23 protein-coding genes and 1 pseudogene are annotated in these 24,785 nt (G+C 66.7%); 17 read left to right on the top strand and 7 right to left on the bottom strand.

The annotated features are described in order from the left end of the window. Positions 1-12: 12 nt before the first annotated feature. On the bottom strand, positions 13-1,488 hold the full coding sequence (locus tag BRADO_RS04185) for an amidase (protein WP_011924069.1): 1,476 nt from the start codon (positions 1,486-1,488) through the stop codon (positions 13-15). A 179-nt stretch (positions 1,489-1,667) separates the two neighbouring features. On the opposite strand from BRADO_RS04185, the pseudogene BRADO_RS04180 reads away from it, so the two are divergent. Further along, positions 1,668-3,086 (top strand): annotated as a pseudogene (locus BRADO_RS04180) (efflux RND transporter permease subunit); the annotation flags it as partial. A 6-nt stretch (positions 3,087-3,092) separates the two neighbouring features. Here BRADO_RS04180 and BRADO_RS04175 read toward each other — a convergent pair. Further along, a complete protein-coding gene (locus tag BRADO_RS04175) occupies positions 3,093-3,737 on the bottom strand; it encodes a winged helix DNA-binding protein (protein WP_011924067.1) in 645 nt (214 codons plus the stop codon). Positions 3,738-3,892: 155 nt separating this feature from the next. Here BRADO_RS04175 and BRADO_RS04170 point away from each other — a divergent pair, with 155 nt between their 5' ends. The 8 genes from BRADO_RS04170 to BRADO_RS04135 all read left to right on the top strand — a co-directional run bounded on the left by BRADO_RS04170 (position 3,893) and on the right by BRADO_RS04135 (position 12,089). Further along, positions 3,893-5,137, top strand: a complete 1,245-nt coding sequence (locus BRADO_RS04170) for a dienelactone hydrolase family protein (protein WP_011924066.1) — start codon at positions 3,893-3,895, stop codon at positions 5,135-5,137. Positions 5,138-5,226: 89 nt separating this feature from the next. Continuing rightward, positions 5,227-6,768, top strand: a complete 1,542-nt coding sequence (locus BRADO_RS04165) for an ABC transporter substrate-binding protein (protein WP_011924065.1) — start codon at positions 5,227-5,229, stop codon at positions 6,766-6,768. 14 nt (positions 6,769-6,782) lie between these two features. After that, a complete protein-coding gene (locus BRADO_RS04160; RefSeq protein ID WP_011924064.1) occupies positions 6,783-7,790 on the top strand; it encodes an ABC transporter permease in 1,008 nt (335 codons plus the stop codon). 5 nt (positions 7,791-7,795) lie between these two features. Further along, a complete protein-coding gene (locus tag BRADO_RS04155) occupies positions 7,796-8,686 on the top strand; it encodes an ABC transporter permease (protein WP_041756079.1) in 891 nt (296 codons plus the stop codon). After that, positions 8,683-9,558 (top strand): ABC transporter ATP-binding protein, encoded by an 876-nt coding sequence (locus BRADO_RS04150; RefSeq protein ID WP_011924062.1) that lies wholly within the window; start codon positions 8,683-8,685, stop codon positions 9,556-9,558. The genes BRADO_RS04155 and BRADO_RS04150 overlap by 4 nt, the downstream gene beginning before the upstream one ends. Continuing rightward, the gene (locus tag BRADO_RS04145) at positions 9,555-10,415 is read left to right on the top strand and encodes an ATP-binding cassette domain-containing protein (protein ID WP_011924061.1); all 861 of its coding nucleotides are present in this window, start codon (positions 9,555-9,557) and stop codon (positions 10,413-10,415) included. The genes BRADO_RS04150 and BRADO_RS04145 overlap by 4 nt, the downstream gene beginning before the upstream one ends. Continuing rightward, positions 10,412-11,128, top strand: a complete 717-nt coding sequence (locus BRADO_RS04140) for an SDR family oxidoreductase (RefSeq protein WP_011924060.1) — start codon at positions 10,412-10,414, stop codon at positions 11,126-11,128. Before BRADO_RS04145 ends, BRADO_RS04140 begins: the two co-directional genes overlap by 4 nt. A gap of 361 nt (positions 11,129-11,489) precedes the next feature. Further along, positions 11,490-12,089: a VOC family protein gene (locus BRADO_RS04135; RefSeq protein WP_011924059.1), complete on the top strand. Its 600-nt coding sequence runs from the start codon at positions 11,490-11,492 to the stop codon at positions 12,087-12,089. A 170-nt stretch (positions 12,090-12,259) separates the two neighbouring features. On the opposite strand, the gene BRADO_RS04130 is transcribed toward BRADO_RS04135, so the two are convergent. After that, complete coding sequence (locus tag BRADO_RS04130) at positions 12,260-12,853, bottom strand: hypothetical protein (protein WP_011924058.1); 594 nt, start codon at positions 12,851-12,853, stop codon at positions 12,260-12,262. Positions 12,854-14,312: 1,459 nt separating this feature from the next. On the opposite strand from BRADO_RS04130, the gene BRADO_RS04125 reads away from it, so the two are divergent. Continuing rightward, the gene (locus BRADO_RS04125) at positions 14,313-15,569 is read left to right on the top strand and encodes an aminopeptidase (RefSeq protein ID WP_011924057.1); all 1,257 of its coding nucleotides are present in this window, start codon (positions 14,313-14,315) and stop codon (positions 15,567-15,569) included. Between the two features lie 84 nt (positions 15,570-15,653). On the opposite strand, the gene BRADO_RS04120 is transcribed toward BRADO_RS04125, so the two are convergent. Then, positions 15,654-16,118 carry a DUF4399 domain-containing protein gene (locus BRADO_RS04120; RefSeq protein WP_011924056.1) on the bottom strand — a complete coding sequence of 155 codons (465 nt, stop codon included), beginning with the start codon at positions 16,116-16,118 and terminating at the stop codon, positions 15,654-15,656. Positions 16,119-16,445: 327 nt separating this feature from the next. Here BRADO_RS04120 and BRADO_RS04115 point away from each other — a divergent pair, with 327 nt between their 5' ends. Then, a complete protein-coding gene (locus BRADO_RS04115; protein ID WP_011924055.1) occupies positions 16,446-16,898 on the top strand; it encodes a cupin domain-containing protein in 453 nt (150 codons plus the stop codon). A gap of 2 nt (positions 16,899-16,900) precedes the next feature. Here BRADO_RS04115 and BRADO_RS04110 read toward each other — a convergent pair whose 3' ends face one another. Next, positions 16,901-17,719 (bottom strand): MBL fold metallo-hydrolase, encoded by an 819-nt coding sequence (locus tag BRADO_RS04110; protein WP_011924054.1) that lies wholly within the window; start codon positions 17,717-17,719, stop codon positions 16,901-16,903. Positions 17,720-17,829: 110 nt separating this feature from the next. Between BRADO_RS04110 and BRADO_RS04105 the strand changes: the two genes are divergently transcribed. After that, entirely contained in the window at positions 17,830-18,756 is a 927-nt protein-coding gene (locus BRADO_RS04105; RefSeq protein ID WP_011924053.1) for an alpha/beta fold hydrolase, read from the top strand. Between the two features lie 5 nt (positions 18,757-18,761). Here BRADO_RS04105 and BRADO_RS04100 read toward each other — a convergent pair whose 3' ends face one another. Both BRADO_RS04100 and BRADO_RS04095 read right to left on the bottom strand, forming a co-directional pair. Then, positions 18,762-20,288 (bottom strand): hypothetical protein, encoded by a 1,527-nt coding sequence (locus BRADO_RS04100; RefSeq protein WP_011924052.1) that lies wholly within the window; start codon positions 20,286-20,288, stop codon positions 18,762-18,764. Next, on the bottom strand, positions 20,285-21,034 hold the full coding sequence (locus BRADO_RS04095) for an ABC transporter ATP-binding protein (RefSeq protein ID WP_011924051.1): 750 nt from the start codon (positions 21,032-21,034) through the stop codon (positions 20,285-20,287). The genes BRADO_RS04100 and BRADO_RS04095 overlap by 4 nt, the downstream gene beginning before the upstream one ends. Positions 21,035-21,257: 223 nt before the next feature. Here BRADO_RS04095 and BRADO_RS04090 point away from each other — a divergent pair, with 223 nt between their 5' ends. The 5 genes from BRADO_RS04090 (at position 21,258) to BRADO_RS04075 (ending at position 24,765) form a co-directional block, all read left to right on the top strand. Next, positions 21,258-22,034 (top strand): SDR family NAD(P)-dependent oxidoreductase, encoded by a 777-nt coding sequence (locus tag BRADO_RS04090; RefSeq protein ID WP_011924050.1) that lies wholly within the window; start codon positions 21,258-21,260, stop codon positions 22,032-22,034. Between the two features lie 7 nt (positions 22,035-22,041). Then, on the top strand, positions 22,042-22,218 hold the full coding sequence (locus BRADO_RS33695) for a DUF2256 domain-containing protein (protein WP_011924049.1): 177 nt from the start codon (positions 22,042-22,044) through the stop codon (positions 22,216-22,218). 5 nt (positions 22,219-22,223) lie between these two features. Further along, on the top strand, positions 22,224-22,694 hold the full coding sequence (locus BRADO_RS04085; RefSeq protein ID WP_011924048.1) for a DUF3429 domain-containing protein: 471 nt from the start codon (positions 22,224-22,226) through the stop codon (positions 22,692-22,694). A 65-nt stretch (positions 22,695-22,759) separates the two neighbouring features. After that, positions 22,760-23,509: an aspartate/glutamate racemase family protein gene (locus BRADO_RS04080; RefSeq protein ID WP_011924047.1), complete on the top strand. Its 750-nt coding sequence runs from the start codon at positions 22,760-22,762 to the stop codon at positions 23,507-23,509. 170 nt (positions 23,510-23,679) lie between these two features. Next, the gene (locus BRADO_RS04075; protein WP_011924046.1) at positions 23,680-24,765 is read left to right on the top strand and encodes an ABC transporter ATP-binding protein; all 1,086 of its coding nucleotides are present in this window, start codon (positions 23,680-23,682) and stop codon (positions 24,763-24,765) included. Positions 24,766-24,785 lie beyond the last annotated feature (20 nt).

The following is a 24,785-nucleotide window of genomic DNA, read 5'->3' as shown; positions in this document are numbered from 1 at the left end:
CCGCGGTCGCCGTCACCCCTTGGTGACGTGGACCGCCGGCGTGGCACCGCCATTCCATCGACCGTCGATGGCGCGCTCGATCTGAGCAGCCAGCTGCAGCAACAGGCCGTCATCGGCCTGCTTGCCGATCGCCTGGATGCCGAGCGGCAGGCCGTGCTCGTTGGTGGCGAGCGGCAGCGAGACCGCCGGGATGCCGCAGAGATTGGCGAGCGGCGTGAAGGCGAAGTTGCGCCAGAGATTGCCGAACCAGTCGAGCACGTCCGGATTGTCGCTGATCGTCAGATATTCCGTGGTGCCGATCTTCGGGGTCGGCAGCGCCGTGATCGGCGTCAGGATGATGTCCCACTCCTCGAAGAAGGCGCCGAAGGCGCGCGACGTGGTGTTGAACACGGCCTGCATTGCCGCGCGCTCGGCGAAGCTGGTGCCGCGGCCGGCCTCCCAGATGCGAATGTTGATCGGTTCGATCAGTTCGGCCGGCGGCCGCTCGAGCTTCCGCTGCGCCAGCAGGTTGTTGATGACCATGGCGAAGTTCGAGATGTAGCAGGTGGTCTGCGCCGCGAACGCCGCGCGATAGTCGACGTCCGGCAGAGCATAGCCGACGTGATGACCGAGACCTTCGAGGAATTTTCCGACGCGCTGAAGCTCGGACGCGATGTGCGGCGTCGCGCGATAGTCGCCCCATTGATGCGACAGCGCGATCCTGAGCCTGCCGGGATCGCGCTTGATCAGCTCGACATAGGGCTCCGGAGCAGTCCAATACGGCATGAACTCGCCCGGCGCGCCGCCCCGGCAATGGTCGACGAAGGCGGCGGTGTCGCGCACGCTGCGCGACTGGCAGCCTTGGATCGAGACCAGGCCGGAGAGATCCGACAGATGCGGCGCGATCGAGAACACGCCGCGCGAAACTTTCAAACCGATGTTGCCGTTGACGCCTGCGGGAATCCGGATCGAACCCCCGCCGTCGGTCGCATGCGCGATCGGCACTACGCCGGCCGCGACCATCGCGGCGCTTCCCGCCGAGGAGCCGCAGGTCGTGTAGTCCGTGTCCCACGGGTTGCGCGTGACGTAGACCGCAGGATTTTCCGCCGAGCTGCAGACGCCAAACTCCGGCGTCGTCGTGCGGCCCATCAGATTGAGGCCGGCCCTGCGCATCTTTTTCGTGAGGTGCGTGTCTGCGGCCGGACGGTTGCCGCGCATGTAGAGCGAGCCCTGCTCCTGCAGGCGCCCGGCCATGGTCGGTCCGAGATCCTTCATCAGGAACGGCAGGCCGGCGAACGAGCCATCGGCATTCGCGCCGGCCTTGATCGGATCGTCCACCGCGTCGGCGAAGACTTCCACAACGCCTGATAGTTGCGGATCGACCTTGGCGATGCCCTCGGCAGCCTGCTGCGCCAGCTCCGCCGCGGTCAGTTCGCCGTTGCGAACGCGGGCTGCGAGTGCCATGCCGTCATGCCGGGCCCATTCGTCCCAGCTCATCGCCAAAGTCATTTGCCGTCCGATCCTTCGCGCTGACCGCCGATCGATACGACGATCCTGCGCTGTCTTGTTCTAGCGCGAACCTTAGTTTGCGAAGGCAGCGAGTCAATCAAGCAGGCTGCATGCCGCCAATACGGCGTGCTCATGCGGCACGGCTTACCGCCGGTCGATGACCTGTTCCGAAAATCGGGACACTCTCGGTCGATCTGCAGAAGGCGCTCGAGGCGCGGCTGCGGCAGATCCCCGAAGTCAAGGACGTTTTCACCCGCATCGGCACCGCCGAGGTCGCGACCGACCCGATGGCGCCGTCGCAAGGCGACGGCACCATCATGCTGAAGCCGCGCAGCGAGTGGCCTGATCCGGCGAAGCCGAAAGCCGACCTCGTTGCCGAGATCGAGCGAGCCGCCGACGAGATCCCGGGCAGCAACTACGAGATCTCGCAACCTATTCAGCTGCGCTTCAACGAGCTAATCTCCGGCGTGCGCAGCAATGTCGGCGTCAAGATCTTCGGCGACGATCTCGACATCCTGCAGGGCGCCGCGCGCCAGGTCGAAGCCGCGATCCGCGGCATCGATGGCGCCACCGACATCAAGACCGAGCAGGTCGCCGGCCTGCCGATCCTGACCGTGAAGATCGACCGCCAGGCGCTGTCGCGCTACGGCCTCAGCATCGCCGAGGTTCAGAACGTGGTCGAGATCGCGATCGGCGGCAAGGCTGTCGGCAAGCTGTTCGACGGCGACCGCCGCTTCGACATCGTCGTCCGCCTGCCCGAGCGTCTGCGCGGCAATCTCGATACGATCCGCGCTATCCCGATCCCGCTGCCTGCGGCTGAGGACGCAAGCGCGGCGCCACTGCGCACTGCATTCAACGCCGCCGCGCAGCCGCGCTACGTGCCGCTGTCGTCGGTGGCCGCGGTCGCCTCGGCGCCTGGGCCGAACCAGGTCAGCCGCGAGAACGGCAAGCGCCGCATCGTCGTGACGGCCAATGTGCGTGCCCGCGACCTCGGCTCGTTCGTCGCCGAAACGCGGGCAGCAGTGGCCGAAAAGGTGAAGCTGCCGCCGGGCTATTGGATCGGCTGGGGCGGCCAGTTCGAGCAGCTGCTCTCCGCCACCAAGCGGCTCACCATCGTGGTGCCGATCGCGCTGGCGCTGGTGTTCCTGCTGCTGTTCATGAGCATGGGCTCGCTCGCGGATGCCGCGCTGGTGTTCTCCGGCGTGCCGCTGGCGCTGACCGGCGGCATCGCCGCGCTGCTGCTGCGCGGCCTGCCGCTGTCGATCTCGGCGGGCGTCGGCTTCATCGCGCTGTCGGGCGTCGCCGTGCTCAACGGCCTCGTCATCATTGCCTTCATCGAACGGCTGCGCCAGGGGGGACGGAACATCATGGCCGCCGTTGAGGACGGCGCGCTGGCGCGACTACGGCCGGTGCTGATGACGGCATTGGTCGCCTCCCTCGGCTTCGTGCCGATGGCACTCGCCACCGGCGCCGGCGCCGAGGTGCAGCGCCCGCTCGCTACCGTCGTCATCGGCGGCATCATCTCCTCGACGATACTGACCCTGCTGGTGCTGCCAGCGCTCTACGTCTTATTCAGGCGGGAGACGCGACCCGCCTGAACGATCTCACGACTGATGACGCTTGGTGATCGCCACCCGCGTCGCCTGGCCATAGAGCCCCGCCATCTGGTCGAGCTGCGCGGTCGTCGCCGCGCAACTGTCGATCCAGCCGGGCACGGCATCGAACATCGGCGGCAGCGTCGCCGCGCGCAGCGCCGCATAGTCCTCGGTGACGGCACGGCCGCGCGCCGTGGCGCGATAGCGCGTCTCCTTGCGCGATGAGCGCCCCTCGGTCTCGATCAGTCCGGCGCGCACCAGCTTGCGCGTCGCATATTGCAGGTTGGGCACGTCGACGCGGTTGAGCAATTGGCCGACCTCGGCGAGCCGCTTCGGCTCGTCGCCCATGCGCACGACGTTGAGCACGGCGACGTCGTCGCCGGTCAGCGGCACCTCGCAGACGGCGGCGAGGCAGGACGCCTTCCAGCGATAATAGGACTGCGCCAGCCGCTCCAGCGCGAACTCGAACTCGGACAGCCGCCGCTCGGCGTCGCTGCGGGCCAGGTGCCAGGAGCCTCTGCTATCGCCCTTGCTGTCCTGGTTGTCGCTCCTCTCAGCAGCTTTGTCGGCCCGTGAGCGAGCCTTGCTGCCCGTCGAATTTGCCTTGACCGTCACGGTCTTGCGCTTGGCTGCGGCGTTCGTCGCCCTTTTCAAAATCCCGTCTCCCGATGCCGCTCCGCACAACGCTTGTGCAGCGCATGCTCAATCTCTACTGTTTACATCCGACATTTTTACATTAAAAATTCAATGAAGAAAACACATGAGGCCCGGCGTCACTGTGGACGCTGGCAGGACCGGGGAGCATGACGATGGCTGGCAAAAGCGCTGGACAGTGGATCGACATCGCCGCCGCCGATGGCGGCACGTTCAAGGGCTACCTCGCGGTGCCCGCGTCGGGCTCCGGTCCCGGCATCGTGCTCCTGCAGGAAATCTTCGGCGTCAACGCATCGATGCGGGACGTTGCCGACTACTACGCCGAGGAAGGCTATGTCGTGCTCGCGCCGGACCTGTTCTGGCGCTTCGAGCCGGGTATCGAGCTCGGCTATGGCGAGGCCGACTTCGGCAAGGCCTTCGGCTACTACCAGCGCTTCGACGTGAATCTCGCGATCAAGGACACGGCCGACGCGCTGAAGGTGCTGCGCGCCCGTCCCGAATGCAAGGGCAAGGTCGGTGCGCTCGGCTTCTGCCTCGGCGGCAAGCTCGCCTACCTCACCGCCGCCCGCACCGATGTCGATTGCGCCGTGTCCTATTATGGCGTCGGCATCGAGGCCGATATCGCGGAAGCCAAGAACATCAAGGGCCCGATCGTCTTCCACTTCGCCGAGCTCGACAAGTTCGCGCCTGCCGAGGCGCGCGAGGCGATCAAGGCCGGCTTTGCCGGCCGCGACGACGCCGAGTTCTATCTCTACCCCGGCTGTGATCACGCCTTCGCCGCGCCCGAGCGCGCCAGCTTCGACAAGCCCGCGACCCTGATGGCGCATTCGCGCTCGATCGCCCTGTTCCGGAAGGTTCTGGGCCCGCATTACGATCTGTCGTCGTTGTGGGACAAGCACACCGAGCTCGAATTCGCCACCCGCTCGGCCGAGGCGACGATGGGCACGATGGTCGCCGAGCCCTATGTCAACCACATCCCGACCATGACCGGCGGCGTCGGCTACAAGGACCTGCTGCGGTTCTACGCCAACCACTTCATCCCGAAGACGCCCGCGGATACCAAGCTGGTGCCGATCTCGCGCACCATCGGCGCCGACCGCGTCGTCGACGAAATGCTGTTCTGCTTCACCCACGACATCGAGATCGACTGGATGCTGCCGGGCATCCCGCCGACCGGCAAATATGTCGAGATCCCGCTGGTCGCGATCGTGCGCTTCCGCGGCGACAAGCTCTACAACGAGCACATCTACTGGGATCAGGCCTCGGTGCTGGTGCAGATCGGCCTGCTCGATCCGTCCAAGCTGCCGGTCGCAGGTGTCGAGACCGCCAAGAAGCTGGTCGATGAAAGCCTGCCCTCGAACACGCTGATGAAGCGCTGGGCCGAGAGCGCGCCGCACTGATCATCAGGCGGGGATGGGGCCGGCAGGGGCGCCATTCCCCAATCTGTCATTTGCTCACTCATCGTTCGCTCATTTGGAGTTGCATCACCATGCGTGACCATCAGATCTCTCGCCGTACGATGTTGCAGCTCGCCGGCGCGGCTGCTCTGCCGCTCGCCACCGGCCTGCCGCTGCGTCCCGCCAGCGCCGCCTCCGGCACCCTGACCATCGCCTACAACGTCAATTTGCCGTCGTTCGACCCGACCGTCGGCGTCTCCGCCGTCAATCCCACGATCCAGTCGATCTACCAGGCGATCTTCGATCCCTATATCGGCCAGGCCGCCGATCTCTCGTTCACGCCGGGGCTGCTGACGAAGTGGGGCTGGAACGAGGACCGCACCAAGGTCACGATGGAGCTGCGCTCCGACGCGACCTGGCATGACGGCTCCAAGGTGACGCCGGAGGACGTGGTGTGGTCGCTGACCCGTGCCGCCGATCCGAAGGGTGGCAACCCGATCCAGTTCGTGTGGTCCAAGATCAACAATTTCAAGATCGATGGCCAGACCATCACGGCCGATGTCGTCGAGTTCGAGCCGGTGCTGTTCAAATGGATGGCGTTCCTCACCGGCTACGTGCTGCCGAAAGCCTACTACGAAAAGGTCGGCCCCGAGGGGTTCGAGAAGGCGCCGATCGGCTCGGGCCCGTACAAGGTCGATGCGTTCGAGCGCAACGCGTTCCTGCGGCTGAAGGCGCATGCCGGCTATTGGGGGCCGAAGCCGGCGTTCGAAACCGTGGTCTTCAAGTTTGTCACCGATCCGACCAGCCGCGTCGCCGAGATCGAATCCGGCGGCTCCGACATCACCTTCGAGATTCCCTATGAGGAATTCGATCGTCTGAAGGCCAAGCCGAACCTCGCAGGCTTGACGCAGCCGATCTCCGACATCGGCATGATCTTCCTGACCGACATCGATCCGATGCTCGACCGCAATGTGCGCCTCGCCGCCAATCACGCCATCGACAAGAAGGCGATCGTCGAGAAGCTGCTGCGCGGCTATGGCGTGCCGATCGATACGTTGGAAGCGCCGGGCTACGCCGCCTTCGATCCATCGATCAAGGTCGCCTATGATCCGGAGCTCGCCAAGAGCCTGCTCGCCAAGAGCGGCTACTCGACGTCCAAGCCGGTCAAGTTCACGATCCAGACCACGCGCGGCTTCAAGCCGAAGGACTACGAGATGGTGCAGGCCATCGCCGGCATGTGGCGCAAGGTCGGCATCGAGGCCAATATCGAGGTCTACGAGATCGCCCAGCATTTCGAGCTGCGCGCGCGTCACGCGCTGGCGCCGGCCGCGTTCTACAATTGGGGCAATGCGATCGGCGATCCCACGACCTCGACGGGCTTTGCGATGTTCGGCCCGTCGCCGCATTCGGCCTGGAAGGGCAAGGACCTGATCGAGCGCATCGGGCCCTTGTGGGGCGAGAAGGACGAGGCCAAGCGGATCGCCGGCTGGAAGGCGGTCGACAAGTACATCGCCGAGGAAGGCGAGGTGATTCCGCTGCTGCAATACGTCCAGCCGATCGTACACAAGAAGGGGCTGAAGGTGGTGCCGCAGGCCAACGGCATGATCCTGCCGCAGCTCGTGACTCAGGGCTGAGACGGAGCAGAGCGATGCGCTGGAGCGCCCTACTCAAGCGCCTCGCTCTGATCCCGCCGACCCTGCTCGGCGTCGGCGCCATCGTGTTCGTGCTGTTGCGCGTCGTGCCCGGCGATCCCATCGCGATGATGATCCCGCCGGGCGCCTCGCCCGCCGATATCGCCCGGCTGCGTGCGCTCTACGGCCTCGACCAGCCGCTGCTGTCGCAGTTCGTCACCTGGCTCGGCCAGGTCGCATCAGGCGATTTCGGCCGCTCGATCAGCCTGCGCCAGCAGGTGTTCGAGCTGGTCGGCGCGCGGCTGCCCGCAACGCTCGAGCTCGCCGCGCTCTCCGTCATCATGGCTCTGCTGATGGGGACAGCCGTCGCGCTGGTGGGCAGCCTGCTGCGCGGCAGCCGCGCCGAATGGCTGCTCGACACCACCAACGGCGTCTTCCTCGCGATTCCGGATTTCCTGTGGGCGCTGATCCTGCTGCTCGGCTTCGGCGTGCTGCTGCCGCTGCTGCCGATCTCCGGCCGGCTCGATCCGCAGCTCGCAATCGCCTTCCGCACCCACTTCTATCTGATCGAAAGCCTGCTGACGCTCCGCCTCGACGTCGCTACGGACCTGCTGCGCCATATGCTGCTGCCGTCGCTGGCGCTGGCGCTGCCGTTCGCCGCGCTGGTCGCGCGTCTTCTGAAGGCGCAGCTCGCCGAGGCGGAGGATCAGGACTACGCGCAGATCGCCCACACCCGCGGCTTCTCCCGCACCACCATCCTGCAGCGCGAGGTGTTTCCCAACGCGCTGATCCCGACCGTGGCGCTGTCGGGCGTGCAGGTGACCCTGCTGCTTGGCGGCACCGTGCTGGTCGAGCGCATCTTCTCCTATGAGGGCATCGGCAACATGGCGATCGATGCCGTCATCAACCGCGACTTCCCGCTGATCCAGGGGCTGATCCTGACCTTTGCCGTGCTCTTCATCGCCCTCAACCTCGCCGTCGACCTGCTGGTGGCGCTGCTCGATCCGCGACTGCGCCATGGATGACCGCAATGGCTGATCTTGTTCTCTCCGGTCCGATCATCGCATCGCCATCACGATGGCGCAGCGCGCTCGCGCGCGGCGGCGCGCGGCTGTGGATCGGTGGTCTGATCGTCGCGCTGCTGCTGCTGATCGCGCTGTCCGCTCCCGTCATCGCCCCGCACGATCCCACTGAGCAGGATCTGATGTCGGCCCAGCTGCCGCCGGCCTTCATCCGCGGCGGCGAGAGCGCATTTCCTCTGGGCACCGACAGCCTCGGCCGCTGCGTGCTGTCGCGGCTGATATACTCGGCGCGCACCGCGGTCTCGGTGGCACTCATCGCCTCGCTGCTTGCAGCGCTCATCGGCGTCGTGCTCGGCCTGATCGCCGGCGCCTTCGGCGGCTTGCCCGATCAACTGGTGTCGCGGATGATCGACGTCTGGATGGCGTTCCCGCCGGTGCTGCTGTCGATCGTGCTCGCCGCCGTGATCGGCGCCGGCCTCACCTCCGTCATCGCCGCGATCGTCGTGGTCGACTGGACCCGCTTTGCCCGCATCGTCCGGGCCGAAACCCAGGCCCAGCTCGCGCGCGACTACGCGGCTGCGGCGCGCGTGCTTGGTCTCACCCGCGCGCAGGCGCTGCGGCTGGAGATCCTGCCCAATCTCATCCCGCTGATCGTCACGCTCCTCGCCGTCGAGATGGGCATCGCGATCCTGGTCGAGGTCATCCTGTCCTTCGTCGGCATCTCCGTCACCGGCGACACCGCGAGCTGGGGCGGCATGATCACCGAGGGCCGCCAGATCGTCTATCAGGCGCCCTGGATCATGGCGCTGCCGATCGCGGCCGTCATCGTCAGTGTCATCGGCTTCAACCTGTTCGGCGACGGCCTGCGCGCCGCGCTCGACCCGGTGCAACGCCGATGAGCGCCATCCTCGAGATCGACAACCTTCACGTCGCGATCGGCGCCGCCAATGTGCTGCGCGGCGTCTCCCTGCGCGTCGAGGCCGGCGAGGTGCGCGGCCTCGTCGGCGAATCCGGCGCCGGCAAGTCGATGGTCGGCCGCACCATCTTCGGGCTGTTGCCGTCGAGAGCGAAGATCACCGCGGGCCGCGTCAGCTTCGAGGGCCGCGATCTCCTGGCGATGCCCGGCAAACAGCGCCGCGAGCTGCTTGGACGCCGCATCGCGTTGATCCCGCAGGACCCGATGACCTCGCTGAACCCCGTCCGACGCATCAGCACGCAGATGGTGGCGGTGCTGCAGCTGCACCTGAAGCTGTCGAAGCGCGCCGCGCGCGGCCGCGCCGTCGAACTGCTCACCGAAGTCGCGATCCGCGATCCCGAGCGCGTGCTTGACTGCTATCCGCACGAACTCTCCGGCGGCATGCGCCAGCGCGTGCTGATCGCGATGGCCTTCGCCTGCGACCCCTCACTGGTCATCGCCGACGAGCCGACCACCGCGCTCGACGTCACCGTGCAGCGCCAGGTGCTGCAACTGGTCGAGCGGATGCGCCGGCGCCATGGCGCAGCGATCCTGTTCGTCACCCACGATCTCGGCGTCGTCGCCAAGATCTGCCGCAGCATGACCGTGCTGCATGCCGGCCGCGTGCTTGAGGACGGCCTCACCGCCGACGTGCTGGTGAAACCGCATCACGCCTACACGCGCGCGCTGCTCGCGGCCACGCCGCGCGCCGATCGGCCTGCGGACGCGCTCAAACCGGTGCCGCCGGCGCTGATCGAGAGCCTGTGGGCCGAGGCACACCGGCTCGATCAGCTCGCCGCAGCGAGGCCGACATGAGCGAGATCCTGCTGCGCACCGGCCAGCTCGGCTTCGCCTATCCGGCGCGGTCGCGCGCGCTGTTCGGCAAGCCCGAGATGCGCGACGTCATCAAGTCCGTTGATCTCGCCGTGCCGCGCGGCGCGGTGCTCGGCCTCGTCGGCGAGTCCGGCTCTGGCAAGACGACGCTCGGCCGGCTGCTGGTGCGATTGCTGGAGCCCACCGCGGGCGGCATCCAGTTCGACGGTGTCGAGATCAGCCATATCTCGGAAGCCGCGCTGCGGCCGTTGCGCGCGCGTATTCAGATGATCTTCCAGGATCCGCAATCCTCGCTCAATCCGCGGCTGCCGCTCGCGGTGACCTTGACGCGCCAGCTCGAGATCTATGGTCGCATCAACGGCCGGCGCGACCGCCGCGACAAGGCCGCAGCGCTGCTCGATCTCGTCGGCCTGCCGACATCGTTCGTCGATCGCTATCCGCATGAATTGTCCGGCGGCCAGCGCCAGCGCGCCGGCATTGCGCGTGCGCTCGCGCTGCAGCCCGACTTCATCGTCGCCGACGAGATCGTGTCGGGCCTCGACGTCTCGACCCAAGCGCACATCCTGATGCTGCTGAAGGAACTCAGGGCGAAGCTCGGCCTCACCGTCGTCTTCATCAGCCACGACCTTTCGGTGATCCGCGTGCTGTGCGACGATGTCGCCATTCTGAAGGGCGGCGAGGTGGTCGAGCACGGCCCGGTCGGCCGCATCTTCTCGCATCCGCAAGCCGCCTATACGCGCCAGCTTCTCGCCGCCATTCCGCTTCCCGATGTCGAGCCGGGCTGGCTCGACGACACCCCGTCCCGTCAGCAACCTCAGCAGCAGGGATCAGCCGCATGAGTACCTCGATCAAGGACTCCGTCGTCGTCATCACCGGCGCCACCGGTGCCATCGCCTCCGCCCTCGTCGCCGAGCTGCTCGCGCGCGGCGCCGCCAAGATCTACGCCGCTGCGCGCGATGTCTCGGGCCTCGCGCGCACCGACAAGATCGTGCCGCTGAAGCTCGACGTCACCAGCGACGCGGACGCGGCGGCCGCCGCGGCGCAGGCGTCCGACGCGACGCTGCTGATCAACAATGCCGGCGTCAACCACAACACCGCCTTCCTGCTGGCACCCGATCTCGCCATCGCCACCGAGGAGATCGCGATCAACTATCTCGCGCCGCTGCGGCTGACCCGCGCCTTCGCGCCAGTGCTGATCAAGAACCACGGCGCGGTGCTCAACATTCTCACCATCCTGGCGCGCGTGAACCTGCCGCTGATGGGCTCCTACTGCGCCTCCAAGGCCGCCGCGCTGAGCCTGACGCAAGGCCTCCGCGGCGAGCTGACGCCGAAGGGCGTGCGCGTCGCCGGCGCGCTGCCCGGCGCCGTCGATACCCGGATGACGGCCGGACTTCCCATCCCGAAGATGACTCCGGCCGACGCCGCCAAGGAGATCCTCGACGGCTACGAGGCGGGCGAGGAGGACATCTATGTCGGCGACATGGCCAAGGGCCTCGCCGCGGGCCTGGCGCAGGATCACAAGGCGGTGGAGAAACAATTGGCGTCGGGGTGACGCGCGAGAATAGTAGCACGATGGCAGCGCAAGCGCGTGCTCCGTCCTTCGAAAGGCTGGCTGCTGGGTTCGATCTCACCTCTCATGGTGAGGAGGTGCACCATGAGGCCGGAACAGCGGCCTCGCCCTTCGAGACGCCCGCCTGCGGCGGGCTCCTCAGGGTGAGGGGCGGAAGTCGCCGAGCGACGTGAAATGCGCGGGGTGGCAACAGCTCTCAGCTCACCTCGCGAGTTCGCTGCCGATGGCCGGTGCGCGCCGCACTCGGAACTCAACCTTCATGGTGAGGAGGGCCGTCTTGGCGGCGCGTCTCGAACCCCGAGACCTCAATCGTTCGATGTCAATCCTTGGTCGGAGTCCTTCAATGAAAATCGCCACACGCATCAGCACCACGCTCGCCGCCCTCGCCCTCTCCTCCAGCCTCGCCGCCGCCGACTCCATCCCGGGCCTGCGCGGCCACGACCACACCGGCATCACGGTGCCCGACGTGAAGGCCGCGATCGCCTTCTTTACCGATGTCATCGGCTGCAAGCAGGCAATGTCGTTCGGGCCGTTCTCAGACGACAAGGGCACGTTCATGCAGGACGTCGTCAACGTGCATCCACGCGCCGTGATTCACGAGATCAGCATGGTCCGCTGCGGCTACGGCTCGAACATCGAGCTGTTCCAGTACGAGGCGCCGGACCAGGCCAAGACGCAACCGAAGAACAGTGATTTCGGCGGCCACCACATCGCGCTGTATGTCGACGACATCGACCAGGCCGCCGCCTATCTGAAATCGAAGGGCGTGCGCACCATGCAGGGTCCGATCCCGATCACCGAAGGACCGGCCGGCGGCCAGTCGATTCTGTACTTCCTGACGCCCTGGGACCTGCAGATGGAGCTGATCAGCTACCCCAAGGGCATGGCCTATGAGAAGAACGCGACGACCGTGCTGTGGTCGACCACGGAGCCGCAGAAATAGCCCCGATCGTCGACGTTGTTCTCGTGTACCGCACCACGTGGATGGCCGGGCCTTCGCGCCGAAGCGGCTCTGGCCGCGCAGGCGGGACAAGCCCGGCCATGACAACGTGGAGACAGTCAAGCGGAAGAACGCCTGGCGTTGCAGCCCGGCTCACGCCGATATAGCTGGGTCTAGAACACCGGCGGTGTCGTCATCCAGCCATCCGAGCGCGTCGTGCGGGCCAGGCGCTGATAGCGCGATGCACGGGCTTCGCGCGTTCTGCCGGCAGCCGCACCGAACATCGAGCCGCCGCGCGGATTCACGATCGTGTAGCCGGCGATCGAGCGCGGGTGCTCGCGGGTGACATGGCCGCCGGAGTTGCCGTCATGCACCAGCCAGACATTGCCGGCCACCTGCTGCTGCAGGATCATGACGTGCCCGGAGCGGACCGCGGCCATGCCCGGAGCCGGCATGGCGCGCGGAAAGCGGCGCCAATTGGCGGCCAGATTGAGCTCGGGAATGACGCGGCCGAAGGTGTAGAGCGACGCCTCGCAGCCGCAGAACGCGTGCGGGCAGCCCGAGGGACGGCCACCGACGACACGACCTTCGACGACGCGGCCTTCCGGAATCGAAGCCATCGCGTTCATGTAGGAGTGGTGGCGATAGGAGTAGCGGTGATGGGAGACGTGATGGTGATAAGACGAATGATGGTGGTGACGAGGACGCGCCTCAGCCTGAACGGAGAGAGCAAGCAATGCGGCGACGACAAGAACAACGCGGTACATTCGGAGGACTCCTGTACGCTGTGAAATCCCCCTGCCGCGCGTCAATCACCCGGCAAACGTGTCCTCAACGTGACCGAATCGCCCGAGAGCCATGCAAAAGCGGGACGCCGCTGCCCGCTGACGCGGTTCCGAATTAACGTATCTGCTTGACTCATTGTCGAAACGTCCTTCGCCAATTCAGCGCTCGAGGGGCGGCCCGGGAGGAAAAAATGACCGCGTTTCGCGGAGCACGACGCGGAGAACGATCTGTGCGGGGCTGAACGAAGCTCCAAACTCCGCTGTCGTCCCTGCGAACGCATGCCTTCGCTGGGACGACTGCTGAGTGCAGCGGTGCACCCCCGGTTCGATTATCTGCTCGTCGAGGTGGATCTGCCCATTCGAGACAGATTGCCGGTCAAGGAGGGAAATCTCGCCCGTCGGGCGACTCACAGTGCATTCGACAGAATCCGGATCGCGCGTTCAGGCTGTTGCATCGGGCGAACCGCCATGCGCGCAAAACCCGATTACAGGAGCAGGCTCAAGCTGATTTGGCCTGTCCAGACCTGTCAGCAAAAATTTTCCGCTTCGTCTTTTCAGAATACTATGATCTTCTCAAGCTATCCCGCCTCATCGACGAGGGGCGCTGCGCGGTCGTCACGAAGCGTGGAGAGCGGGATGCGATGGACGGGCCGGTTTGCAGCGTGAACAATCGCGCCGACGAACAACACTGGCCCGTACGGTCAAGTCGCGTGGTCCTGGCCTCCCGAAGCTGAGGTCAAGTCTGCGGTGGTGCGCGAAGCGCCCCGCGGATGACGGTGGCCAACACGCCCGGCGCACCGGGGAGATCGCGAAGCAGCCGTTCAAACCATCGCGCAGGGAGGGCCGGGCTTGTCCGGCTGGACCTGTGGTACCTGCCGCCTGCATTCTTTTTCGCAGGCGGGCCACGGGCCTCAGTCGAGGCCCGGCTCTCCCTGCACCCTCGCTCTGGAGGGGGTGAGATCGATCCATCACTCGGACGCCAATGGGCGCCGCGAGAATCAATCAGTCATGTCTGGACAGTCTGCTCGGCAGTCTCGGTGTCATCACCCGCGCAGGCGGGTGATCCAGTACGCCGCGGCCGCTGTGATTATGTTGAGAGAGCGGTGGAATACTGGATCGCCCGCCTGCGCGGGCGATGACAGCGGTATCAATCGCAAAGGCGGCGATGAAGATGATCCGTCATATCGACAAACTCGGCGTCGTCCCGGACAAGCCGTGACGCGCCACGCGCGGCGCGGCGTCGATCCGGGACCCATACTCCGCGGCGGATGGATGAGGCACGCTGGAGCGACGAGCTTGTGCCGCGTTGTCCACCGGTGGTTATGGATCCCGGCGTTCGCCGGGATGACGGCGGAGAGCGTAGCCGCGCCTTCGCCATTGACCGCCCCATCCATTGGCCTATCTCTTCAGCATCCACAAGCAACGGAACTGGACACCGCCGATGACAGCACATTTCAGCAGCTTCGAGACCGCCATCGATCCCGTGAAGCTCGACCGTCTCGCCGAGGTGGCGGTGAGGGTCGGGCTGCAGTTGCAGCCGGGGCAGGATCTGCTGCTGACGGCGCCGTCGGTAGCGCTGCCGTTGGTGCGCAAGGTCGCCGAACACGCCTACAAGGCGGGCGCGGGGATCGTGACCTCGTTCTTCTCCGACGAGGAGCTCACGCTCGCGCGCTATCGCTACGGCCACGACGAGAGCTTCGACCGCGCCGCCGACTGGCTGTATCAGGGCATGGCCAAGGCGTTCTCCGAGAACACCGCGCGGCTCGCCATCGTCGGCGACAATCCGATGCTGCTGTCCGGCCAGGATCCGGCCAAGGTGGCGCGCGCCAGCAAGGCGAACTCCAAGGCCTATCAGCCGGCGCTCGAGAAGATCACCAATTTCGAAACCAACTGGAACATCATCGCCTATCCCAGCGCGGCCTGGGCGAAGCTGGTCTTCCCTGACGTCCCCGAGGAGGTCGCGGTGGCCAAGCTCGCCGATGCCATCTTCGCGGCGTCGCGCGTCGATCGCGAGGACGCGGTATCGGCCTGGGCGAAACACAATGCCGTGCTGCGCGAGCGCACCGAGTGGCTCAACGGCCAGCGCTTCAGCGCGCTGCATTATACCGGCCCCGGCATGGACCTGACGATCGGCCTCGCCGACGGCCACGAATGGGAAGGCGGCGCCTCGACCGCCAAGAACGGCATCGTCTGCAACGCCAACATCCCGACCGAGGAGGTGTTCACGACGCCGCATTGCCGTCGCGTGTCCGGGCACGTCAGAAGCTCGAAGCCGCTGTCCTATCAGGGCACGCTGATCGACAACATCCAGGTCAAGTTCGAAGAGGGCCGCATCGTCGAGGCCAAGGCCTCGAAGGGCGAGGAGGTGCTGAACAAGGTGCTCGACACCGACGAGGGCGCGCGCCGCCTCGGAGAGGTGGCGCTGGTGCCGCACTCCTCGCCGATCTCCAAGAGCGGGCTGTTGTTCTACAACACGCTGTTCGACGAGAACGCCGCCTCGCATATCGCGCTCGGCCAATGCTACTCGAAGTGCTTCGTCAACGGCACCTCGCTGTCGCCGCAGCAGATCGCCGCCCAAGGCGGCAACCAGAGCCTGATCCACATCGACTGGATGATCGGCGCGGCGGAGACCAACATCGACGGCCTGCACGAGGACGGCCGCCGCGTGCCGGTGTTCCGCAACGGCGAGTGGGCCTGAAACATGAAGGGCCGGAGCACGATCTGCTCCGGCCCTCTTGTCATTGCAATGTCCCGTGGCGGGGTTCGCCGCAGTGCTTCCGACTTATGGCGACTTCGCCTGGGTGGCCGGCTCGACCGTAATCGTGATCCGCTCGGACATCACCGGCTTGTTGTGCGGGATGTGGCTCCAATCGCCGAGCACGAGTTGCAGCGTGTGCTTGCCCGGCGTCAGCGTCACCGAGGCTTCGGTCTGGCCCTTGCCGAAATGCACGTGGCCGGCATCGACCGGGATGGCCTCGTTGAGCGCGTCGCCTTCGAGCGCGGGCGCGTCGATCAGCAGATGATGGTGGCCGGTGTTCGGCGCCTCGGTGCCGGACGGGGCGACGCCCATGCCGGACAGGCCGAAGCGGATCAGGACCGGCGAGGAGACGGTGTCGCCGTCCTTGAGGTTGATGAAGTAGGCCTTGGCATTGTCGGGCGCGGGCGTTTCGCCGGCCATGACCACCGAGGTGGTTGCAAAGGTGGCGGCGGACAGCGTGAGGGCGATGGCGAGGCTCAGTCGGCGCATCCTGGGAAATCCTTATCTCTGCGACGGCGGAAAATCTTTAATGGTGACGGCACGATGCAGGACTGGCCGGGCGTCCCACGGGACGCATGGCCGCATCTTGCAGTGCAAGCAAACAGTAGATCAGAAGGTTTGGCGAGGCCGCGAACAAATTGCGGCGCTTGCGTGATGTTTATAGCGCTGGCGTGGTTGTGATGCGACGGCGGGTCGCGGCGATCAGTTCAAATTTTAACGATCGGGGAAAGCGCCGGTCAGGCCCGTCCGGCTACGGTTGCAGGCTCATGCCGGCACCCGTCCGGTCATTTCAATCCGATGCATTTGAGGTCCATGATGTCGCCGTCCTTGATCGAAACCGCCAACCTCGCCGTCGACCTGGCGCCGGCCCCGATCGAGCCGTCGTGGATCATCGAGGGCAATCCGACTGCGACCTCCTGCACCATCGCCCGCAGCAGCGACGGCCTCGGCTCGACCATCGTCTGGCGCTGCACCGAGGGCAAGTTCAACTGGTACTACGATTTCGACGAGACGATCCTGATCCTCGAGGGCGCGATCGTTCTGGAGAGCGACGGGCTCCCGGCAAAGCGTTATGGGCCGGGCGACGTGATCTTCTTCCGCGACGGCGCGCATGCCAAATGGGCCGTCGAGGGCCACGTCAAGAAGCTCGCCTTCTGCCTGAAGACGCAGCCTTACGTGCTTGGCCTCGCGGTGCGCGTGATCAACAAGCTCAAGCGCATGTTCGTCACGCCCGACGGCCGCCGCGGAGCCAGCCTGGCCGGCGCATAGAGCTACACGCCGTCGAGAATGATCACGGTCGGACTCGACGGCAGCAGCTCGCGCGACATCTTCAAGGACCGCTCGGTGCGGCGGTCGATCTCGAACTGCTGGCCGATCTTGCGCATGAACTCGTCGAGCGGCGTCGCGAAGCGGTGCATCGGCAGCACCACCGAGGCACGCAGCCGCTTGGTGATCTCGGAGATGCCATCGAGCGACATCGTGTAGGTGCCGTCGATCGGCACCATCACCACGTCGAGCCGGCCGATCGCGGCGAAATGCGTCTCGTCGAGCTTGACGTGCAGATGGCCGAGATGGCCGATGCAGAGGCCCGCGACCTCGAAGATGAAGATCGAGTTGCCGTCCTTGATCATGTCTCCGCCGAGCGAGTCGCTGAAATAGCGGCGGATGTCGGTGGTGATGTTGCGGATCAGCACGTCGCCGACGCGCTCGAAGATCTGCGCCGGCTTGCCGTCTTCGCCCCAGCCGCGCAGCACGTGCGGAATGCGCGGGTCGGGCGCCAGCGTGTAGTGCGTCGAATGCGCCCGGTTCATCGTGATGACATCGGGCAGCCGCCCGACCTGATAGGCGCCGCTGTAGTCGGTGGCGATCCGGATGCCCATCGGCGTGTCGATGAAGTAGGTCGAATGGCCGGCATAGGTGATCGTCACCTCGTTGCCGGCCGCCGCCGTGCGGCGCAGGCTGACCGGCATCGCGCGCGGCGTCTCGCCGGCCATCGCCAGGCACTCGCTGGTGCGCGGCCCGGATTGCGCCAGCGCTGGCGAGCCAAACGAAACCAGGACGGCGAGCAGCGAGAGCAGCGGGCGAAGCATGGCGGTTCCCCTTCAACAGCGCGTGCGAGTGTAGCGAGGATTTCCGATCAGAACTATCCTCCTCGCAAAGGCCGCCGATCTCGGCAGGCTCGGCAACACGGGAGGAAGGCATGAGTGATCGGGGCGGATCGTCGCAGACGCACATGATGCAACCAATCAAGGCGGTCGATGCCGGCGTCTTGAGCATCGCTTATGTAGAGAGCGGACCTTCGGACGGTCCGGTCGTGATCCTGCTGCACGGCTATCCCTACGACATCCACTCCTATATCGACGTCGCGCCGCGCCTTGCGGCGCAGGGCTGCCGGGTCATCGTGCCCTATGTGCGCGGCTATGGGCCGACCCGCTTCCGCGATCCGTCGACGCCGCGCTCCGGCCAGCAGGCCGCCATCGGCGCCGATTTGATCGCCCTGATGGACGCGCTCGATATCGAGCGCGCGGTGTTCGCCGGCTATGACTGGGGCGGGCGCGGCGCGTGCATCGGCGCGGCTCTGTGGCCGGAGCGCTGCGCCGGGCTCGTCTCCGTCAACGGCTATCTGATCCAGGACATCGCCAAGGCGCTCAAGCCCGCGCCGGTGCCGCAGGAGTTCGCCTTCTGGTACCAATGGTACTTCCAGACCGAGCGCGGCCGTGCCGGGCTTGCGGCACACCGCGGCGAGATCGCCCGGCTGCTATGGCAGCAATGGTCGCCGCACTGGCGCTTCGACGATGCGACCTTCGCCCGCTCCGCCGCGGCGTTCGACAATCCCGATCACGTCGACGTCGTGATCAACAGCTATCGCCATCGATATGGCCTCGCCGAAGGCGACCCGCGCTATCAGGAGCTCGAGCGGCGGCTGGCGGCGCAGCCTGTCATCTCCGTGCCGACGATCACGCTCGACGGCGACAGTGACGGCGTGATCCCGGCGACCGACGGCCGCGCGCATGCGGCGAAATTCAGCAACCGGGTCGCGCATCGCGTGATCCCGCGCGCCGGCCACAATTTGCCGCAGGAGGAGCCGGAGGCGTTCGCCGCCGCCGTCATGGAGGTGCTGCGCTGACGCGATCAGGACCTCGCCGGACTGAGCTTCCAGGCCGCGAACAACAAACCCGCGGTGATCAGACCACAGATCACTGCGGCTTCCGGCAGCGCGATCGCGAGCGCCGCGGTCGCCGCCCAGCCGATCGAGGAGAAGGCTTCAGCGAACGTCGCGAGCCGCGACGAGGTCTGCCGGCGCCGGAACTGGCTGCGCCGCGCCTGGATGCGGAACCACAGCTGGATCGCCGTCGAGGAGATCGTCGCGATCAGCACCGCCGCTGCTGTCACCAGCGCCTGCCATGGCGCGACCCAGGCGAGCGCGACCACCAGGGGCGCGAAAATCACCGCGATGGTCATCAGCACGACCTCAATCTTTGCACGCACGATGCGCGCCGCCGGCAGCGGGGCCGTCGCCACGAGTTCAGGCGCATCCTCGCCGGAGATCGTGAGCCAGGCCAGACCGCCGGCGAGCTGGCCCGCCGCCATGACGAAGACCGGCGTGATCAGGATCACCGCTTGCGAGCTGTCGGAATAGCTGCGCCACAACAGCAGGGCCGGCGGCACGAGATACAGCAGCTGCATCAGCGTCTGCGAGATCAGCCAGGGATCGCGCCGCAGCAGCATGAGCTCCTTGCGCCGGAGCGCCTGCTGCCGGGAGCCGCCGCGGAAGCTGCGGATCTGCGCGCCGGCGCGGCTGGAGACGCCTTGCGCGGCGGCGCTGATCGCGGTGTCGGCGAAACGCGGCGAGAACACCATCATGACGACCCCGAGCAGCAGCAGCCCGGCCGCAAGCAGGATCAGCAAGGCCTGCGGGTCGCCGAGCGCCGCACGGGCCGGCAGCCAGACGAGGCTGTCAGGATCGGGGGCGATTGCGGCGGCGGCATCGGAGGTGAGGACGGCAAACCGCGACAGCGTGCCATAGGACACGATCGCGGCGATCTGCAGCATGATGACGAAGCCGGCACCGATCACGGCGGCCAGGATCTGCGCCACCAGCCGCGTGCGCGCCGGACCGATCAGGCGGAACAGCACGATGGTGATTGCGATCGCCAGCGCCGCAGCCGTCAGCCCCACGGCTGCCACGACCACGAAGGCAGCAAGCCAGCGGACGCCGCCTTCGATCAGCAGCACGTCGACGAACGGCGTCGCCAGCAGCAGCGCCATGCTGGTCACGGAGAGCGCGATCGCGGCAATGCGCACCGAGAAGATCTCGGCGAGCCGGACCGGCGAGGACATGATGAGATCGAGATCGGCGCGGGCGTAGAACACCCGCGTGACCGACTCGATGGCCTGCGACAGCATCAAGGCCCAGGACAGCATGATGGTCGCGGTGATCACGATCAGCTCGGTCTTGTCGAGCGGCGGCTGCAGGTCGGCATAGCGGCCGACCACGGCCCAGGCCGGCAAATGCATGATGGCGCCGAACAGCACGAGCCCGATGATCGCCGCGCGGGTGCGGCGCCGCCGGCCGGCCGTGATCATGCCGAGCCATTCCCGCCAGGCGAGCCTGATCTCGTGCCGGGCGAACCAGGCCAGCGTTGCCGCCCGCGTCATGCCGCGGACTCGACATCGACGAGGGCGATGAACAGCTCTTCGAGGCTGGTGTCGGTGCGGCCATTCTGCTGGCGCAGCTCGGCGAGCGTGCCCTCGGCGACGATCCGCCCGGCGGCGATGACGCCAATGCGGTCCGCCATGCGCTCGGCGACTTCGAGGATGTGCGTCGTCATGATCACCGTGCCGCCGCGGCGGACGCGCTCGGCGAGGAGACCCTTGACGTGACGCGCGGAGACCGCATCGAGGCCGGTGAGCGGCTCGTCGAGGATGATCAGTTGCGGGTCGTGAACCAGCGCGCCGGCGAGCGCTACCTTCTGCCGCATGCCCTTGGAAAAACCTTCGCAGCGCTCGTGCAGGTGCGGCTCGAGCCCGAGCGAGACCAGGAGCTCACGCGCCGTGTCGCCCGAGCTCGCGGGATCGACGCCCCAAAGGCCGGCGACGAATTCCAGATATTCGAGGGGCGTAAGCTTGTCGTAGATCATCGGCTCATCCGACACCCACGCCATCACCTGCTTGGCGGCAATGGGATCGCGCAGCGCGTCGATGCCGAAGATCGCGATCTCGCCGGCATCCGGCCGAAGCAGTCCGGCGACCATGCGCAAGGTCGTCGTCTTGCCGGCCCCGTTGGGGCCGACCAGCGCATAGAACTCGCCGGCGCGCACGACGAGGTCGAGCCCGTCGACGGCCGGCCGATCGAAACATTTGGTTAACCCTCGCACAGCGAGGGCGGAGCTCTCTGGTGTCATGACCGCTCATTCGGTTTGCATCGCCAACTTGGACGCAACTCGTTGCGGCGCGGTGAACGATCCCCCGATCGTGATCGCGACGAGTCATCCCCGGCAGGCCGGTTCCGGGCGCCAGAACCGGAGCGCCTCCGCCCAGCCTAGCGCAATGATCCGAGCACGGGGCAACGTCGTTAACACGACAAGCAGCCATCATATCGGCTGCGCGGCTCGGACGAGGATGGACGTGACGGAGCAGCTGATCGCCAACCAGACGCGTGACGCCGCTTCGGAGGCCACGGCGCCTCGGCCTCGTCATACCGTCCGGCTGGACTCCTTCCCGCGCGGCGGCGTCGCCGCGGTGTTCGGGGCCAGCGGCGGGATCGGCTCGGCGCTCAGCGCGGCGCTCACCGACAGCGGCCAGTTCGATACCGTCCTCGGCTTCAGCCGCAATACGTCCCCTGCTTTCGATCTCGCCGATGAAGACAGCCTTGCGCGCGCCGCCGAACAGGTTGCGGGAGCCGGTGAGATCCGCCTCGTGATCATCGCCACCGGCAGGTTGCATGAGGGCGAGATGCTGCCCGAGAAGAGCTGGCGCGAACTCGATGCAGGCCGTCTCGCCCGGGCCTTTGCCGTCAATGCAACGGGGCCCGCGCTGGTGATGAAGCACCTGCTGCCGCAACTGCCGCGCACGGGAAAGGCGATGCTCGCGGCGCTGTCGGCGCGGGTCGGTTCGATCGGCGACAACCGGCTTGGCGGCTGGTACGGCTATCGTGCCTCGAAGGCGGCATTGAACCAGCTGGTGCATTGCGCGGCCATCGAGCTTGCCCGCCGCGCGCCCGAGGCCATCTGCGTCGCGCTGCATCCGGGGACGGTGGCGACGCGGCTCTCTGCGCCGTTCGCCTCGGCCTCAGGCATCGCCCCGGCCGAGGCCGCGCGTCATCTGCTCGGCGTCATCGATCGGCTCGCGGCAAAGGACTCCGGCGGCTTCTTCGACTGGCGCGGCACGCCAGTGCCGTGGTGAACCGAACATGCCGAAGATGCGCCGCAAGTCCGACCTCCCGACCAAGATCTGCGCCGCCTGCGGCCGCCCCTTCGCGTGGCGGCGCAAATGGGCGCGCGACTGGGACGTTGTGAAATTCTGCTCGGACCGCTGCCGGTCCGAGCGGCGGACGGCGAGCGCGCCTTCGGCCCGACCCGAGACCTGACGGAGATGGCACGCATGCTCAGCGGCATTCCCACATCCATGCGGATCCTTGGACTGGGCGGGCTGATCCCGTTCGTCGGTCTTGCGCTGCTGGTGAGCACCGGCCAGGAGCCGGCGCGGCTGATCGCGCTGCAGGCCCAGATCGCCTATGGCGCAGTCATCCTCAGCTTCCTCGGCGCGGTCCATTGGGGACTCGCGGTGCAGACGCCGGCCCTGGCCGATTGGTGGCGCATGGCCTGGGGCGTCACGCCGGCGCTGCTCGGTTGGGCGGCGCTGCTGCTGCCGGCCAGGCCTGCGCTGGTGCTCCTGACAGCGGCGCTGCTGGCAGCCCTGATCGTCGACGAGTTTTGTTTCAGCGGCGACGACGGTCGGTCCTGGTTTCTGAAACTCCGGCGCATGTTGAGCGTCGGCGCGATGGCCGCGATGCTCGTGACCTTCGTCGCCATCATGCTCGGCGGAATGCCGGGCGCCGCGTGACCAGCTCCGATGTGGACAGACGCGCGCTGCCTCGGGCAAGCTCGAGCGTCCCCCCGCGAGGCGCCATGAACATCCTGCTGCTCAATCCGAACATCCGCTCCGACATCACCGACCTGATGCTGCAGGTCGGCCGCGACGCTGCCGCGCCCGGCACGACGCTGATCCCCTGCACCGCGCCGCGCGGGGTGCCCTATATCGCCACCCGCGCCGAGGCGCAGATCGGCGGCGCGGTGGCGCTGGAGATGCTGGCGGAGCGCAACGGCACATTCGATGCCGCGATCATCGCCGCGTTCGGCGATCCCGGCCTGTTCGCGGCGCGCGAATTGTTCGACGTGCCGGTGATCGGCCTTGCCGAAGCCGCGATGCTCACGGCCTGCATGGTCGGGCGTCGCTTTGCCATCATCACCTTCGCGCAGGCGCTCGGTCCCTGGTATGAAGAGTGCGTGCGCATGCATGGGCTGTTGGAGCGCTGCGCCGGCATCCGCATGCTCGACGGAAGCTTCAAGCAGATCTCCGACGTGCAGCACGAAAAGGAGGAACTGCTGGTCGAGCTGGCGCTGCGCGCGGTCGAGGAGAACGAGGCCGACGTGCTGATCTTCGCCGGCGCGCCGCTGTCGGGCCTCGCCGCGCGCGTCGCGCATCGCATTCCCGTGCCGGTCGTCGATCAGGTCATTGCCGCCGTGAAACAGGCCGAGGCGCTGCTGGCGCTGAAGCTGCGCAGGGCGACGGCCGGGACGTTCCGGCGGCCCGCGGCGAAGCCGACGACGGGATTGCCGGAGGCCCTGGCGGCGAGGCTCGAGCATCGCGACGTGTAGTTCAGATCTCAGGATCGAGAGGGCAACAGCAAAACTCGCCAAACGTAGTTAGAGCAACGTTCGACACACTGGCATACCGTCCACGCGCTCGCTTGTACACAAATGGCGGCTACTGCCTGAAAAGGCGGCACGGTTCTTGCTTTTTTTCAAACGAACAGAGCAGGAAGCCCATGGCCAGCGTATCGGAAGCCAAGTCGCTCGTTCTCGATCGGATCACGCACCGCTTCGCCAGCGGCACGATGGCCGTCTCCGACATCAATCTCGATGTGAAGGGCGGCGAGATCATCGCCCTGCTAGGCCCGTCCGGCTGCGGCAAGACCACGCTCTTGCGCGTCATCGCCGGCTTCATCGGCCAGAGCGAGGGGCGCGTCATCATCGGCAATGACGTCGTCGACGCGTTGCCGCCCAACAGGCGCGCGGTCGGCATCGTGTTCCAGAACTACGCGCTGTTTCCACATCTCTCGATCTCCGAGAATGTCGGCTACGGCCTCGCCGCGCGCGGCGTCGACAAGGCCACGCGCGCCAAGGAAGCGCAGCGGCTGCTCGACATGGTGCAGCTCGGGCCGTTCGGCGAACGGCTGCCGCGGCAATTGTCCGGCGGCCAGCAGCAGCGCGTGGCGCTGGCGCGCGCGCTCGCGATCAAGCCGTCGATCCTGCTGCTCGATGAGCCGTTCGCGGCGCTGGACAAGAACCTGCGGCTCGACATGCAAATCGAGGTCAAGCGGCTGCAGCGCATGGCCGGAACCACGACCCTGATCGTGACCCATGACCAGGAAGAAGCGTTATCGATGGCCGACCGCGTCGCGGTGCTCAGCCACGGTCATCTCGAGCAGTTCGGCACGCCGAGCGAGATCTACGACGAGCCGCAGACGCTGTTCGTGAACACCTTCGTCGGCACAGCCAACAAGCTGAAAGGTACCGTGGTTGCTACCGACGCGGGTGAGGTCAAGGTGGCCCTGGAGGCCGGCGGCGAGATCATCGCCCGCGCGCCGAAGCCGGTCGCTGCCTCCGCCAAGGTCATCGTCTGCCTGCGTCCCGAGCACCTCACCTTCGTCGATGACGCTTCGGGCTTTTCCGGCGAGATCGGCATGGCGCTGCCGCTCGGCGCCACCGTAGTCCACGAGATCAAGGCCAAGGATGGATCGAGCATCAAGATCTCGCAGGCCCGCACCGGCGGCACGCCGTTGCGCGAGGCTGGTAGCGCGGTGCGCATCGCGCCGCTCGCGCCCGGACTCGCCACTGTCTTCCCGCAATGAACAACCAACACATCGGAGTG

This window comes from Bradyrhizobium sp. ORS 278 (genome assembly GCF_000026145.1).
Classification (GTDB): Bacteria; Pseudomonadota; Alphaproteobacteria; order Rhizobiales; family Xanthobacteraceae; genus Bradyrhizobium.
This window is presented reverse-complemented; position numbering and strand designations above follow the sequence as displayed.